Source organism: Treponema putidum (assembly GCF_024401155.1).
In the GTDB taxonomy this organism is placed as follows: Bacteria; Spirochaetota; Spirochaetia; order Treponematales; family Treponemataceae; genus Treponema_B; species Treponema_B putidum.
Map to the genome: position 1 here is coordinate 1514491 of NZ_CP038804.1, position 16462 is coordinate 1530952.

The following is a 16462-nucleotide window of genomic DNA, read 5'->3' on the forward strand; positions in this document are numbered from 1 at the left end:
TAAATAATTCCCTTAAAATCAATACAAAAACCTGAAATCTTTATTTTATAGCTTTCTTTAAGGCTTCAGTTTTGTCGGTTTTTTCCCATGAGAATTCGGGGCGGCCGAAGTGTCCGTAGGCTGCCGTTTCTTTATAGATAGGGCGTTTTAAATCGAGGGCCTTTATAATGCCTGCCGGGGACATATCAAAAACTTCTTTTATTGCCTTTTCTATTTTTTCCTCAGGAACTTCACCTGTACCGAAGGTATCTACCCTGACGGCAACAGGGAATGGAACACCGATTGCGTAGGCTAACTGAAGCTCACAGCGGCGTGCAAGGTCTGCGGCTACTACGTTTTTTGCAATATATCGAGCCATGTAGGCAGCAGAGCGGTCAACCTTTGACGGATCTTTACCCGAAAAAGCTCCTCCCCCATGTCTTCCCATTCCGCCGTAGGTGTCTACGATTATTTTCCTGCCGGTAAGCCCCGTATCTCCGAAAGGGCCTCCTATAACAAAGCGGCCTGTAGGATTGATAAAATACTTGGTATCATCGGCCAAAAGTCCGGTCGGTCCCAAAACAGGCTTAATAACCCGATTGATTAGAGTATCTTTTAATTCGTCATATTGAACATCGGGATAATGCTGATGAGAAAGCACAACCGTATCTATCTTAATAGGTTTAAAACCTTCATATTTTACGGTAATCTGTGTCTTTGAATCGGGGCGAAGCCAAGGGATAACCTTTTCTTTTCTGAGTTTTGCAGCATACCTCAATACAGAATGAGAAAACATAATGGGAGCAGGCATCAGTTCAGGAGTTTCCTTGCAGGCAAAACCGAACATCATACCCTGATCTCCTGCCCCCTGCTGGCCCTTATATTCATCAAGTCCCGTACCGTCTACCCCTTGCGAAATATCGGGGGACTGTGAGTGAATCATATTCATAACGGCCATAGAATGACAATCCAAGCCGAAATCGGTATTTGTATACCCTATTTCTTCAGCTATAGTACGTGCAATGTCTTGTATATCGACATAGGTATCGGTGGTTATTTCTCCGCCAACAAGGACCAAGGCAGTCGATGCAAAGGTTTCGCAGGCTACATGACTTTCAGGGTCATCCCTTAAACATGCATCTAAAACGGCATCCGAAATCTGATCGCATAGCTTATCGGGATGTCCCTCGCTTACCGACTCTGATGTAAAATAACTTATATTATTTTTCATATTAACCTCTCCTAAAAATTGTAAGAATACAACAGGTTATTATATATACAATCATAGAATATTTCAAGATATAGATAGGCAGAATATCAATGATAATTTAGATTACGATCCGAGTTTTTTTATAAATGAAGAAATACGTGAATTTTCTCCTAAAGAAAACATACTTTGAGGAGAAGAATCTTTTATTATAGTTCCATCATCAATAAAAATAATTCTATCAGCCACTTCTTTTGCAAACTGCATTTCATGAGTTACAATAAGCATAGTTGATTGATGATTTTTTGCAAGAGCCAGAATGATTTCCAATACTTCATTAACAAGCTCGGGATCCAAAGAAGATGTCGGTTCATCAAACAAAAGAACACTTGGGTTTACAGCCAAAGCTCTAGCTATTCCAACACGCTGTTGTTGGCCTCCCGATAGTTTTGATGGATAAACGTTTTTTTTATCGGATAAACCAATTTGATTCAGTAAATCCAGTGCACGTAATTCAGCCTCTTTTTTGGTATTTTTTTTGGCTGATATCATTGGGAGCATAATATTCTGAATTACGGTCTTATTTTTAAAAAGATTATAATTTTGAAAGACCATAGCAGTTTTTGCACGCAGGTCTCTAATAGTCTGATGTTTTTTTTCACCGGCAGTAAATTTTACACCGTCAATTTCAATACTTCCGGAATCAGGTTCTTCAAGTAAGTTAATACATCTCAAGAGAGTTGATTTTCCCATGCCGGAAGGACCGATAATTGCAATAACTTCTCCTTTATCTGCAGAAAAACTTATTCCGTTTAAAACTTTCAGAGAACCAAAACTTTTATAAATATTTTCAACTTTCAACATATTTTATTCCGTTTTTATTCCGTATTTCAGTTTATCATATTCTGACGGACGAACATATTCCTTCCCCATCTTACCATAGTGAAGGTTATCATCGATAACTATACCTAATTCATCAGGAGAATTAAGCCTAATACGAATTTCTTTTTTATGTTCAGGATATTCAATATAATTAAGTGTATTTATTACGCCATCAACAAGCGGTGCAAACATCTGTATGGGTACACCGACTCCCATTTCTTCTACACCCCATTTGCACATTTTCCTTGTACCTGCACAAAGAACGGAAAAATTCATATCGTTTTTTTCAAATGGAGCAGCACATAAATCGGCGCAAACCCCTTGATTCCCGGCCATTGTAATATTTTGAGGTGTACCGAATTTGTATGAGTAGCCTTGAACTATGCGCATAAGTTGGTATGCGTTTGTCATAAAAATAACAACATCAGCTTTGTCCATATTTTCCAAGGGACCCAGTACAACTCCGAAAGCATGTTGTTTAATACGGCAGATCATTTTGGTAACTGCCTTTGCAACAGCACGTGATTCGTATAGTCCAATACTAAAATAACGCTGTCCGGATTCTACACATTCCATTTCTTCTTCAATACCTAAGGCTTCTATAGCACATTTACAACCGAAATTATTTGCAGAAGCCTTAAATACATCGCCATCCATAGCCGCTTTTACCATCATACAAAAACTAGTTTTTTTATTATAATCAGGAATATCTAAAGCTTCATACTCCGACTTAAAATATACAAATTGAACACCAATAATATGCCTTTTAAGCCCAAGAGATTTTTCTAATTTACTTACATTTAAGTTTTCCATAAAAATATACCGTCCTTTAAATTTCTACATTATCATAAGTATTTGTATACTCGTTTTTCTAATATTTTTTGAAGATGATCAATTACAATAATAATTAACCAATAAACTATACCTGCCGCAACATAAGATTCAAAAAAATTAAAAGATGCTGCCCCCATAATTTTAGCCTGTGATAAAAGCTCAACAACTCCTATGGTAAAACCTACAGCCGTACTTTTTATCATTCCGACAAAAGCATTTCCTAAAGACGGCAGTGAAGCAACAAAAGCCTGAGGTAAAATAATTTCTTTCATCATATCAAAAGAACTCATTCCAATAGACAAAGCAGCTTCTTTTTGTCCTTTATCTACCGATAAAAGGCCGCCTCGGATTGTTTCTGCGATAAAAGCAGAAGAATTCATCGCTATTGTAATAACCAATGCACTTTCTGCAGAAACTGCCCGCAAGGGAATAATTACTTGCGGTAATCCATAATAAAAAATAAACAGCTGAGTAACATATGGTGTTGAGCGAAAAAACGATATATATACCGATGTAAGATGCTTTATTACTTTTATTTTTGAGTTGCGTAATATTTCAAGTAATAAACCTAAGACAAAGGCACACAAAAAAGCAATACACCCCAAAAAAAGAGTAAAGGGTATTTTTAAAAATAGACGAGGGAAACAAAAGAAAAAAAAGTCAAAATCAAACCGCATAATTAATATAACACAAAAAGCGGTAAGCTATAAATTAAATTTTATAGCATAACCGCTTTTAATTAAAAATCGAATCTACTATTCAGCTTTTGTTGCATCACATTTAAAATATTTTTGAGATAATGCGCTTAATGTACCGTCCTTATGCATCTCTCTAATTGTTTTGTTAAAAGCTTCAACCATTTTAGGATCTGCATTTTTTGAAAAAGGATATGCTATTGGGCCTATAACGATCGGCTCTCCAACCATTTTAATATTATATTTTTTTCTTTCCATCAATCTATTAAATGATAACACCGATAAAGGGTAAGCATCAAAGCGGCCCAATTCCAAATTTTCACGAGGAGACCCTTCTATCGTTATAGTTTTAATTTTTTTATCTTCAGGTAAATTTTTATTGTATTCATCAAAGAAAGGCTGATTTATACCTCCCAATTCAACACAAACTTTCTTACCTTGAAAATCATCAATCCCCTTTGCAGGATTATCAGCAAGTGTAACTAAGCGATTTTTATCGTAAAGATAAATTTCCGAAAATGTATATACTTTTTTTCTTGCTTCACTCACAGAAATTGAAAGAGCAATCGTATCGGCTTTTCCGGCATCAATACTTCCGAACATAGCAGCAGGGTCTCCGGCAAATAACCACTTTGTTTTATAACCTGTCCTTTTTGCTATTTCTTCTATAACCTCATATTCAAATCCGGTTAAATTGCCGCTAGAAGTGTCTCTATAAATATAGGGATAGAAACTCTCAGCAGTTATGACACGCAATATTTTTTCTTGGCTGTCTCCGGATTTTTCTGCACTACCTGCTGCGAAACAGAAAAAAGGAACTGCAAATAGCAGCAACAGAACAACGAATACTCGTCTTTTCATACAATAAATCTCCTTAATTTTAAATCACGCAAAAGCATGATTTATTATAATATATTTATATATATTATAATTTTTTAAAAATGTCAATACCCTGTACGGCAGCATAAACGGAGAAATTAAATTATCAATTTATTAAAATAATTTAGTTAGGTTCTAGGCTTTTTCTTTTTTTAAAAATGAAAGCTTTGTTTCCGAAATTATTATGGCTATAAAGATTAAAATAAAACCGAAAACCGAATAAACATCAAGACTTTCACCCTTAAATATAACCGAAAAGATAATTCCGAAAATTGATTCAAGCCCTAAGATAATGGCGGCACTCGAAGCATCGGTGTGCTTTTGTCCTATATTTTGTAAAAGAAGAGCCAGGCCCGTACAAATTGCAGCAAGGTACAGCACAGAGCCGATAGATGAATAAGACCAAATTATTGTACTATTATCTTCAAAAATAAGGGTTACAAGCCATGAAAGTATTGCAGCCGTTCCGAACTGAATAATCGTCATAAGAATCGGATCCATTCTTTTGCTTAATCGGGTAATACTTATAATGTGGCTTGCAAAAAGAAGCCCGCTTAAAAGAGCATAAAAATCGCCCATGGTTATGCCTACTCCCGATGAAAGCACCAGATCCTTAAATGAAACAAAGCCTATACCCAAAATGCACAAAATTGCAGCTGAAGCATTGTACCTATCGGGACGAACTTTGTTTACAAGCCACCCCAAAAAAGGAACTATTACACAATAAGAAGCCGATAAAAAGGCACTTCGTCCGGGAAGGCCTCCTGCGGTTGTAACACCGAAAGTTTGGCTGGAATAAGCTATATAAAGGAAGAAACCTACAATTCCTCCGTTTATGAGATAATCTTTGTCTATGAGTTTTAATTTTTTATAAAAAATAAGACAAAGCAAGATACAAGCAATAGAAAACCTTAAACCCAACAAAAAATTAGGTTTAAAAAAATCCGTAGTTCCGCTTACAACAACAAGAGAACTACCCCATACTACGGCGACAATTAAAAGAGCCATGCGTGATAAAAAATTAATCTTGGTATTAGTCAAAATAAATTCCTTTGCATCGTCAGTAAAACGGCAAATGCAAAATGCCTCAAAAAATCCGGAAACGAGCTTTTCTTTTTGAAAAAGATTTGTTACATACTAAGGCCGGAATTATACAGTAAAACAAAAAAAAAGGCAAGCCGGCGACAGCCGGCTATTGACAACAGGCGGCGACAGCCGGCGAATTGCACAGGTGCATTGCACAGCCGGAGCATTGCCGGCAATGTTCCGGAATTTTTCGTATTGATTTATGTGAGGTGTAAATTGCTTTTTACATACTTAAACTTAGGGATAAAACGCTTTGCTCCATATCGAAATTTTACCGGATATTTTTTTACTTCTTTCAAAAATAATTCCGTTCGTTGTTCAATAAAAATTTGCTCCGGGGTTTTATCCTCATTCAAATTTTTATCCCCAACGGCCTTTCGGTTAGACTTAAATTCGGTATACATGCTTGACCTACAACTTTTTGTTTATGTACAGTAATTAGCTTGGAGATTTTGCATCATTTTTTGGTTGGAAGGGTTTTATTGTACAAACTTAAATACACTTACTTTTAATTATAGTACAATATCGGCAGTAAAAGAGTTTTTTTTAGTCTTTTTACAAAATTCTTGACAATTTTTCGTCTTAACCTTTACACTTTTATCATTTTATGATATAATCACCCTCTGGTAATTCTTTATTACCAACTAAAATACTTGGAGGACACTATGAAAAAAATCGTGGTGCTAATTGTAACACTGGTGCTGGCTTTTTCCGTAATAGCATGCGGCGGAAACAATACGGCAACAACTACTACCAACGAAAAACCATTCGTTGTAGCTTCAGCTGAGTTTAACGGAGATTTTTACTCAGGCTGGACAAATTCAACTTATGACAACGATATCCGAAAGTTGGTTTGGGCATTCGGTCTTATGAATGAAAATTCCAAAGGCCAAGTTGAAGATTCTCTTCTCGTTGCAGAAAAAAAGGTAAGCGATGACCTTAAAACGTGGACATTTAAGCTTGTAAAAGGTGCAAAATTCCACAACGGCGAAGCCCTTACTGCAAAGGACGTAAAGTTTACCTATGACTTTTACATGGACACAAAGGCTTTAAGCGATACGGGAGGATCGTCAACACTCAACGACTATGTTAAAAGTATTGAAATTGATGAAGCTGCAAATACCGTAACTTTCCATCTTAAAAAAGTCAGCTATACCATTGACACAGCCGTATTCAGTACTTATTACCTCTTCCCCGAAGAAACCTTCACAAAGGGAGCAAAGGAAGAAGGCCTTACCGTACAGCAATATGTAAAAAAACATATTTCAAACCCGATCGGCTACGGCCCCTACAAGATGACCGAGTACAAGGAAGGCGAATATGTTAAGTTGGAAGCTTACAAAGATTACCTCGGCAAAGTACCTGCCATCAAGGAAGTAATCGTTAAAGTTGTTCCCAGCGAAACCGAACTTGACCAGCTAATCCAAGGCGAAGTAGATATGCTTACAGGCCAAGGTCAAGCCGAAAAAATCGATCCTATTAAAGATAAGCCCGGTTTTTCATACACAAACTACTACAGGCACGGAGGAGGAACCATAGCCCTTCACTGTAACTTCGGTCCCACTTCTCTTACGGAAGTAAGACAAGCCTTTGCCTATGTTCTTAACAGACCGAAAATCATTGAACTTTTCTTAGGTCAATACGGTATTTCTTCTAACGGCCCCTACTCCAAAAACGACTGGACATTGTGGGATGATGATGAAGCAAACCTTATCGGTACTTCTGCCGTTGGTAGATTCGAAAAAACCTTAACAAGCTATGATATCTTGGATGCCAACGGAAAATTCGATGAAGCTGCAAATATTGCAAAAGCTCAGGAGCTTCTTGATGCAGCAGCCAAGAGAACAGACGGAAACTATGCAAAACTTACAGGTAATGCAAAATCAGGCTACCTTTGGGAAGGAAAACCACTTGAAATCAAGATTACTTACACACCTTTCTGGTCGGATACATATAACCTAGTATTCAATGATGCTTATGTTTCAAAGCTCGGCTTCAAAGTAACTTTGACAGGTCTTGATTGGCCCGTAATGTACAGCCACTGGACAGGGGATACTCAAGAAGAAAGAACATACCATGCCTTCGTAGGCGGTGTAGGCTATGTACTTAAAGCCAACCCCAAAGCCGACTATGCAACTAACCTCATTATGCCTTGGGGACAGCCCTCAAGCAATAATGTAATGTTCTCTGGAGGTTCTACCTATACACCTGCAGAATGGGATCAACTGCTTGATGACATCGAAAATGCTCACCCTGTAACGGGAAGAGAAGAGTACAGAAAAAACTGGAGAAAGTTCGTAACCGTTATGAATAAAGAAGTTCCCGTTATCCCTGTTTACTCAAATAATTACTTTGACCTGTTTACTGATAAATTGGAAAACTTCCATACCACAGCTTTGTGGAACTGGGCAAGAGCTTTACCTGAAGCAAATTGGAAAAAATAATCGGCATGACGCTGATTGTTTAAGTTAATTTTTAAGACCTCTTGTTTATTTAACCGGAGGTCTTAATTTTTTGTGATTATGTGATTAAAGGAGATTTTATGGCAGATAATAGTGTCAGCGGTTCAAAATCGCTGTTTGAAATCCTTTTTCCCTATATTCGGTATATCTTCAAGCGTTTAGTGTCTATGATACCCGTACTAATAATTATGTCGATTGCCATCTACATTCTTATTAACATGATGCCGGGAGACCCGATACTTGCGATGCTCGATCCTGAAAAGACAAAAGCTATGACACCTGAAGAAAAAAGTCTTTATATCGAGAATATGAGAAGATTTTTGGGATACGATAAAGGCCCTGTAGAAAGGTATTTTTTATGGATGGGAGATACTTTTAGGGGAGAATTCGGTTATTCCGTAAAATACAATAAACCCGTAAACGAGTTTATAGGAACATATATCGGACGATCTTTTAAGATAAATATTTGGGGTTTTCTTTTAGCCTTTTTAATTTCAATTCCTTTAGGGATTACGGCGGCGGTAAAAAAGAACAGCCTTTTTGATAAAACCGTAACGGTACTGACAATAATAGGAATATCGCTGCCCTCATTTTTCTTGGCATTGCTTTTAATAATGGTATTTGTTATCTTTATGAAAATTCTGCCTTTTTCCGGCATGTCGGATCCGAGAGGTATATTACCTGACTGGCATTATATCATATTACCTGTTACGGTAGTTGTCCTTACCTCTCTTGTAGGCCTTATCCGGTATGTAAGATCTGCTATGATAGATATCTTAAAAGCAGATTATATAAGAACGGCAAGAGCTAAAGGTCTTTCAGAAAAGGTAGTTATATACCGCCATGCTTTCCAAAACGCTTTGATACCGGTTGTAACCCTCATCGGTTTATACATACCGGGACTATTCGGCGGTTCCATCGTTGTAGAAAAAATATTCGCTTATCCCGGAATGGGATTATTGATGAATTATTCATACAATTTTAAAGACAGGGCTGTCTTACAGACTGTACTTTTGTTTTTCGGGCTTCTTACATTATTAGGTAATATATTTATAGATGTAGGATATATGGTTGTAGATCCGAGGATTCGGGAAGGAAAGGTTTAAATGGCTAAAGAAGAAGATAAAAATTTCAGTGAAAAAGATGAAGTTATTCTATCCCCGACACAACAGATAAGGATCAAATTCAAAAATAACAGACTGGCTATGATAGGCTTTTATATGTTTGTTACGATAGTTCTCCTTGTTGTAGTAACTCATTTCTATACCAAGTTCACAGGTTATGATTTTGCAAAAACAGATCCTACAATAAGAAATAATCCGCCCTCTTGGGCTCACCCTTTTGGAACGGACAAGTACGGACGGGACACTTTTATGAGAGTTCTCGAAGGAGGATGGATTTCTTTACAAGTAGGCTTTTTATCCACATTTATGGCAATAACCATAGGCTTAACTATGGGTGCAATCGCAGGTTTTTTTAGCGGACGGGTAGATAACATCATTATGAGACTTATCGAAATACTTTCCTCATTCCCCTTCTTGGCGATTGCCTATACAATTTCCGCTATATTTAGGGAAGAAGCGCCTGAATTTAGGCTCTATGTAATAGTTATAATTCTAGGCTTTTTAAGCTGGACAGGTTTAGCCCGCTTGATAAGGGGGCAAATCTTAGCTCTAAGAGAACAGGAATTTATTGTAGCTACAAGAGCTCTTGGCATAAAAAGAAGAAACCAAATTTTACGCCATCTGGTTCCCAATGTATTACCTACCGTTGTAGTATCTGCAACTCTCACTTTTGCATCCGCAATTTTAAGTGAAGCTTTCTTGTCATTCTTAAACCTATCGGTAACTGAACCTATCCCGACATGGGGAGCTCTTTTGTCAAAGGCGGCCGAAAACAGTACCAGCCTTAGAGCCTTTTGGTGGATTTGGATATTCCCCGGCACAATGCTCTTTTTGTTTATAATGAGTGTCAACCTCATAGGCGAGGGGCTTAGGGATTCTATAGATCCGAAAGCCGAATATACTACCAAAAAACAGCGAAAAGAGGCAAGGGCAAGACGAAAAGAAGAAAAAATTCTTGCAAAACAGGCTAAGCAAGCAGCAAAGGAGGCGGCTGTATGAACAACCCTCTACTTGAAGTTAAAAATTTGCATACATACTTTTTTACAAATAAGGGTACGGTAAAGGCTGTCCAAGGTGTAGATTTTACAATCGAAGCCGGTAAAACTTTGGGAATAGTAGGAGAATCAGGTTCCGGTAAGTCCATTACTGCTTTTAGTATTCTTAATTTATTGGAATACCCGGGCCGCATTGTTGAAGGCGAAATAATTTTCGGCGGCAAAAATATTGTAAATTTAAACCGGCACGAAATAAGAAAGATCAGGGGTAACGATATATCTATGATATTCCAAGAACCCATGACATCTCTTAATCCGGTGCACAGGGTAGGCAGACAACTAAGCGAGCCTCTTATTCTTCATCAGCACATGTCAAAAAAAGAAGCATGGACTGCTGCTATCGAACTTTTGCGCGAAGTAAAGATTCCTAATCCAGAAAATGTAGTTTATAACTATCCCTTTCAGCTTTCGGGAGGAATGAGACAGCGTGTAATGATTGCTATGGCCTTGGCTTGTGAGCCACGTCTTTTAATAGCCGATGAACCTACAACGGCCCTTGACGTTACAATACAGGCACAGATATTTAAATTGATGAACGATTTAAAGAAAAAACACAACACTGCTATCATGTTCATAACCCATGACTTAGGTGCCATTGCGGAATTGGCCGATGATGTTGCCGTAATGTACACAGGCGAAATCGTAGAAAGAGCCTCGGTAGACGTTATCTTTGACAGAAATACACAATTTTCTCATCCCTACAAGGAAGGCTTACTTGAATCAATCCCTCTCTTAGATCAAGAAGTAGAATATTTAGCTCAAATTCAAGGAAGTGTGCCTCACCCTCTTAAACTTCCCAAGGGCTGCAGATTTTCGACAAGGTGCGAGTATGCAACCGAAAAATGCCGAAATGAAAAACCCGAATTGGTTGAAGTTGAAGAAGGACACTTGATCAGATGCTTTTATCCTAAATCAGGAGGTAGACATGAGTAATATATTATTGGAAACTCGTGGCCTTAAACAGTATTTTCCTACGGGAAAGAAACGTAATGAAAAGAAAAGACTTAAAAGAATTGCCGATGAAGCTATTAAACTTTACTCAGGAATGTCTGATACTAAGGTTGACATAAATCAGCTATTGGATGTGTATAAAAGCGGTAAAGACCTCAGCAAGGAGCTTAAGGATATGCTTTTTGAGTATGAAACATATTCTGCCTTGCACGGTCAAAACTTGTACGTAATAGCCAATGACGGTATAGACCTCGCTATCCATGAAGGAGAAACCGTAGGCCTTGTAGGAGAGTCCGGCTGCGGAAAATCAACTTTAGGCCGCACGATCTTAAAACTTTACAAGCCCACTGCAGGCGAAATCTTTTTTGAAGGAAAAAACATAACGAATTATACTGTGCCTCAAATGATGCCTTTAAGAAAAAAGATGCAGATTATCTTCCAAGACCCCTACTCCTCTCTTAATCCTAAGATGACTGTAGGACAGATCATAGGCGAGGCCTTGCTTGAACATGGAATGTTCAATAAAAAAGACCCCGCATATGAAAAGTATGTAAAAGAGATAATGAATACCTGCGGATTGGCAGACTATATGATTTACAGATACCCTCATGAATTTTCAGGCGGTCAAAGGCAGCGAATCGGTATAGCACGAGCCCTTGCCTTAAAACCTAAATTCATAGTATGCGATGAAGCCGTTTCGGCCTTGGACGTATCGATTCAGTCCCAGATCATCAACCTCCTCAATGACTTGCAAAAAGAATTTCACCTGTCGTACCTGTTTATTTCGCATGACCTTTCGGTTGTAAAACACATAAGCGATAGAATTGGTGTTATGTATTTGGGAAATATGGTTGAATTTACCGATAAACACGAAATGTATGCTAATCCTCTTCATCCTTATACAAAGGTTCTTCTTTCAGCCATCCCTGAAACGGACTTACAGAAGATGAGGACAAAGAGGCGAATCTTATTGGAAGGAGATATTCCGTCCAACATCATTACGCCCACAGGCTGTAAATTCCATACACGATGCCCAATTGCAAAGGATATATGCAAACGCGAAATTCCTCAATTTAAGGAAGAAAAGCCGGGGCATTTTGTAGCCTGTCACTTTAGCGGAGCGGAGCTGTAATGTTTTTTAGAAACGATGAAGATAGTTTAAAATCCGGTAAACAGAAAGCTATAGAAGAAATGGAAGAATTGAATGAGCTTAGGGAAAATCAGCCTCTCGAAAAAGGGGATGTTCCGGCCTTGATAATAGCGGCTATTACAACCTTGCTGCCTATCGGAGCCATAATTGTATTAGCCTATTATCTGATATCAATGTTCATCTTCGGCTAGACACTTAAACAAAAGGGATGTTCCTTTATGGATCATCCCTTTTTTAATTTAATGACATAAGGATTATAAAATATAATTTTCTGAACCTTGAAAAAATATATAAAAAGTACTAGAATTGTTGAAAGGTTTTGCATAACTGATTGAAATAGACAAAATCATGTTTATTTTAGGAGTAGATGGCAATGAAACTTATTATAACCGACATTGAAAATTTTAATATTCCGATAAAAGGCGAATACAAGATCATACAACCTAATAAAAAAATCCACCACTGTATCGGCTGTTTCGGGTGCTGGATAAAAACTCCGGGGAAATGTGTCATCCATGACGGTTATGAAAAAACAGGTATCGACATGGGAAACTGCTCGGAATTAATTTTAGTCAGCCGCTGTTATTACGGCAGCATAAGTCCTTTTGTAAAAAAGGTACAAGATCGGGCACTTTCTTACATCCATCCGGACTTTGTTATTCGGAAAGGAAAAATGCATCATAAAAGAAGATATAACAATATCATTACAATGTCATCCCACCTTTATGGTGAAAATATTACCGATATAGAAAAGAAAACTGCCGAAGAACTGTTAAAAGCCAACGCAGATAATTACGATGCTTTAGTAAAAGGAGTTTACTTCTATAAAGATGCAAAAGAATTGGAAGGTGTTTTTTTATGAAAATTGCGTTAATCAATGGGAGCCCGAAAACAAAAAATAGTGCGAGCGGAATCCTTTTAGAAGATTTAAAAAAATATTTGGAAAAAAATGCATAAGTAGTAAATTTCGAACTTCATTTATCGGAGATTCCCAAAGAAGTAATTGAAGAATTAAAAAAGATAGATACATGGGTATTTGCCTACCCTCTTTATGTGGATGGAATTCCGGGACATCTCCTGTCTTGCTTAATTCAATTGGAAGAAGCATCTATACACAAGTCTGATCTACATATTTACGGAATAGTGAATTGCGGTTTTTATGAAAGGATACATGGAAAATTAGCATTACAAATTTTAGAAAATTGGTGCTTAAAAGCCGGTTTTATATGAGGCGGAGGTATCGTAGTCGGATGCGGAGGTGCCTTGGTAGGGATGCCTAAAACAGCTGCAGGGCATGGTCCAAAAGCAGCAATTGACAAGGCTATTGCAAAACTTTCGGATATCATTATAAAGGGAGAAATACAAAAAAATAATTATGTATCCCTTGCCTTTCCGCGTTTTTTATATAAAATTGTCGGGCAGATGAGATGGAGAAAGTTGATTAAGGCAAATGGCGGAAAAGCAAAGGACTTAGGGAAAAAATATAGTGAGTAAAACAAACGGCTATTTTAAGCAAGTACCATACCAATCTTTACCGTTGTTAAAAACAACAGTAAAGATTTTATTCTGAAAAACCTGTAATCGGCCTAGCCTGCTTCTCCGGTTTTTACCTTTTCAAGCTTCATTTCTTTTCCGGCAACCAAGAGCTTTTTACCCTCAATTTTTGGAATATAATCTTCTATTAATATGGGAGCGGCAAAGAAAGTATCTGCATCTATCGCTGCCGGTTTTTGTGCGTAAAAGGCTTTTACGGCCTCAGGGTCGAAAGAATCGGCATCGCCTTCAAGGATTACGGGCGTTCCGGGAGCAGCCCACGGAGCTTGAAGAAGCTCAACATGTTCTTTTTCTTCTTCATCATACCAGCTTGCCGCCAAAAGCATACCTTTCGATTCGATTCCGCGCATTTTCCTAGGTTTTAGGTTGTCTGCAATTATGACGGTTTTTCCCAATATTTCATCTTCCTTCAAAAATGGCACAAGACCTGAAAGGATTGTTCTTTCTTCGCCGGAGCCGTCATCAAGCTTTTCGATGTAAAGCTTGTCGGCATCGGGATGTCTTTCGACGGATATAATCTTGGCGGTTTTTAAGGCAATCTTTTTTGAAAAAAGCTCGGCCGGGGAGAGTTTAACTTCCGGCTTTGCAGAAGAAGCTGCTGCATCGGACTTTGAAGAACCGCCGTCCTTACAAGCTAAACAGCCTTTTTCCGATTTTTTTCTGTCCTTTTGACTTCCCGAATAACGTTCACGATAGGCATCGATGACCTTGTTGTCGAGGGTCTTAAAGATTATTACGGGGTTTTCTACCGTTTTAAGCCCTTCCCTTTCGCCTAAATTTTTCCATGAAAAGAAGTAGCCTTCCGGTTTATTAAATTGCGGGGCATTACCGTCAAAGATATTTCCCGACCAAATCTTTTGTCCGAAAAAGCCTGCGGCCTGATCGGCGTATTGGGGCATGTAGGGATGAATTAAAATTAAAATATCCTTTATAAGATAGCAAAGCTCGGACATAAGGGCTTCGGCATATTCAGGATCGGTTTCGCGCCTCTTCCAAGGCTCTCCATCTTGAAAGGCCTTGTTTGCAACTGAGGAAAGGGCAAAGGCTTCATGGAAGGAATCTCTAAGCTCGGCCCAGTCGGAAAGCTCCGTTATCTTTTTGAAGCTTGCAGAGGCGGCATCTCTTAAAGATTTTACCATGCTCTTTATGTCTTCACGATCTGATTTTGCCCCGTCAACTTGAGGTATTTTACCATCATAATAGCGGTGAATAAAGGTGGCAGTCCTGTTTACAAGATTGCAGAGGTTTCCGATAAGCTCGCTGTTTACCCTCTCCTGAAAATCCTTCCATGTAAACTGGGTGTCATTTTTTTCGGGGCGGTTATAAAAGATGTAGAATCTCCACATATCGGCAGGGATACCCGATTCTTTGGCATCGTTTCCGAAAACGCCAACTCCCTTCGACTTTGAAAATTTTCCGTTCTCGTAATTAAGGTACTCGGTGCCTGACATATGAAAGAGTTTTGTCCAATTTTTTCCGGAACCTATGAGAGAACAGGGGAAGATTACCGTATGGAATGGAATATTATCTTTTCCGATAAACTGAAAAAGCTCTACATCATTTTGGTCAAGCCACCATGCCTTCCAATCCTTTCCGGCAAGGTCTGCCCAGCACTTTGTTATCGAAATATAGCCTATTGGAGCATCGAACCATACATAAAAAACCTTGTCTTCAAAGCCTTTTTTGGGCACGGGGATTCCCCATTTAAGGTCCCTTGTGATAGCCCTTTCTTGAAGGCCGTCCCTAAGCCAGCTTTTTGACATTTGCAGGGCATTGTTTGACCATCTTCCCTCCTCTGCTGTCTTAGGCATCCACTTTTCATACTCAGGTACGATTTTGGGGAGGTTTATATAAAGATGGGTTGTAGAGCGCACTTCGGGAGAAGCCCCGCAAGAAGAACAACGAGGTTCTTTTAAATCGGTAGGATCTAAAAGTTTTCCGCAATGCTCGCACTGGTCGCCCCTTGCTCCGTCATAGGAACATGAAGGACAGGTACCCAATACATAGCGGTCAGCCAAAAAACGCTTACAGGATGGGCAGTAAAGCTGTTCTACAGTATGCTCGGTAATGTAGCCGTTTTTATCGAGGTCATTAAAAATACCCTGAGTTATTTCGCTCTGCTGCGGTGTAGAAGTTCTTCCAAAATAGTCGAAGGCAATATTAAACCAATTGTAAATTTCAGCATGAATTGCATGATAGAATGAGCATAGCTCTTCGGGGCTCTTTTTTTCTTCGAGAGCCTTTGTCTCGGTAGCGGTTCCGTATTCATCGGTGCCGCAAATATAAAGAGTTTCATATTCTTTTAAGCGGCAAAAGCGCGCAAATACATCAGCGGATAATACTTGAATTAAGTTTCCCAAATGGGGAAAATTGTTTACATATGGCAAAGCCGAGGTTACTAATTTTCGTTTCATAGAAATGATTATGAATTATTATTAAAAAAAAATCAACTACCCGCATTAGCTTGCAAGCTTAGTTTTATCTATAAGGAGGTACGGAAGAGGCAGGAATCGAACCTGCCATTGCGAATTATGCAACCTACGGTTTTGAAGACCGCGGGAGCCACCAGACCCCATCTGCTTCCGCAAGGACTATACACAAAAT

14 protein-coding genes, 1 tRNA gene and 1 pseudogene are annotated in these 16462 nt (G+C 38.5%); 8 read left to right on the plus strand and 8 right to left on the minus strand.

Annotated features, from left to right (window positions below; all coding sequences use genetic code 11):
* Positions 1-40: 40 nt before the first annotated feature.
* The 6 genes and pseudogenes from metK to E4N74_RS07160 form a co-directional block, all read right to left on the minus strand.
* Complete coding sequence (gene metK, locus E4N74_RS07135; protein WP_255817117.1) at positions 41-1210, minus strand: methionine adenosyltransferase; 1170 nt, start codon at positions 1208-1210, stop codon at positions 41-43.
* 102 nt (positions 1211-1312) lie between these two features.
* Complete coding sequence (locus E4N74_RS07140) at positions 1313-2050, minus strand: amino acid ABC transporter ATP-binding protein (RefSeq protein WP_253702857.1); 738 nt, start codon at positions 2048-2050, stop codon at positions 1313-1315.
* 3 nt (positions 2051-2053) lie between these two features.
* Entirely contained in the window at positions 2054-2881 is an 828-nt protein-coding gene (locus tag E4N74_RS07145) for a DUF169 domain-containing protein (protein ID WP_255804779.1), read from the minus strand.
* A 32-nt stretch (positions 2882-2913) separates the two neighbouring features.
* Positions 2914-3579: an amino acid ABC transporter permease gene (locus E4N74_RS07150; protein ID WP_255817118.1), complete on the minus strand. Its 666-nt coding sequence runs from the start codon at positions 3577-3579 to the stop codon at positions 2914-2916.
* Positions 3580-3657: 78 nt separating this feature from the next.
* Positions 3658-4458: a transporter substrate-binding domain-containing protein gene (locus tag E4N74_RS07155; protein ID WP_255804781.1), complete on the minus strand. Its 801-nt coding sequence runs from the start codon at positions 4456-4458 to the stop codon at positions 3658-3660.
* A gap of 153 nt (positions 4459-4611) precedes the next feature.
* Positions 4612-5672: pseudogene (locus E4N74_RS07160) on the minus strand (DMT family transporter).
* Between the two features lie 555 nt (positions 5673-6227).
* Between E4N74_RS07160 and E4N74_RS07165 the strand changes: the two are divergent.
* From E4N74_RS07165 to E4N74_RS07200, 8 genes are all read left to right on the plus strand, one after another.
* Complete coding sequence (locus tag E4N74_RS07165; protein ID WP_255804783.1) at positions 6228-8006, plus strand: ABC transporter substrate-binding protein; 1779 nt, start codon at positions 6228-6230, stop codon at positions 8004-8006.
* A gap of 98 nt (positions 8007-8104) precedes the next feature.
* Positions 8105-9130, plus strand: a complete 1026-nt coding sequence (locus E4N74_RS07170) for an ABC transporter permease (protein WP_044977289.1) — start codon at positions 8105-8107, stop codon at positions 9128-9130.
* Positions 9131-10147 carry an ABC transporter permease gene (locus tag E4N74_RS07175; RefSeq protein ID WP_044977290.1) on the plus strand — a complete coding sequence of 339 codons (1017 nt, stop codon included), beginning with the start codon at positions 9131-9133 and terminating at the stop codon, positions 10145-10147.
* Complete coding sequence (locus E4N74_RS07180) at positions 10144-11136, plus strand: ABC transporter ATP-binding protein (RefSeq protein WP_044977291.1); 993 nt, start codon at positions 10144-10146, stop codon at positions 11134-11136. The genes E4N74_RS07175 and E4N74_RS07180 overlap by 4 nt, the downstream gene beginning before the upstream one ends.
* Complete coding sequence (locus E4N74_RS07185) at positions 11129-12286, plus strand: ABC transporter ATP-binding protein (protein WP_255817120.1); 1158 nt, start codon at positions 11129-11131, stop codon at positions 12284-12286. The genes E4N74_RS07180 and E4N74_RS07185 overlap by 8 nt, the downstream gene beginning before the upstream one ends.
* Positions 12286-12495, plus strand: a complete 210-nt coding sequence (locus E4N74_RS07190) for a hypothetical protein (protein WP_255817121.1) — start codon at positions 12286-12288, stop codon at positions 12493-12495. The genes E4N74_RS07185 and E4N74_RS07190 overlap by 1 nt, the downstream gene beginning before the upstream one ends.
* 182 nt (positions 12496-12677) lie before the next feature.
* On the plus strand, positions 12678-13166 hold the full coding sequence (locus E4N74_RS07195; protein WP_044977294.1) for a flavodoxin family protein: 489 nt from the start codon (positions 12678-12680) through the stop codon (positions 13164-13166).
* A 410-nt stretch (positions 13167-13576) separates the two neighbouring features.
* The gene (locus E4N74_RS07200) at positions 13577-13798 is read left to right on the plus strand and encodes a hypothetical protein (protein ID WP_255817122.1); all 222 of its coding nucleotides are present in this window, start codon (positions 13577-13579) and stop codon (positions 13796-13798) included.
* Between the two features lie 92 nt (positions 13799-13890).
* On the opposite strand, the gene metG is transcribed toward E4N74_RS07200, so the two are convergent.
* The gene (metG, locus tag E4N74_RS07205) at positions 13891-16272 is read right to left on the minus strand and encodes a methionine--tRNA ligase (protein WP_255817123.1); all 2382 of its coding nucleotides are present in this window, start codon (positions 16270-16272) and stop codon (positions 13891-13893) included.
* A gap of 81 nt (positions 16273-16353) precedes the next feature.
* Positions 16354-16442: transfer RNA gene (locus tag E4N74_RS07210), tRNA-Sec, on the minus strand.
* Between the last annotated feature and the right edge of the window lie 20 nt (positions 16443-16462).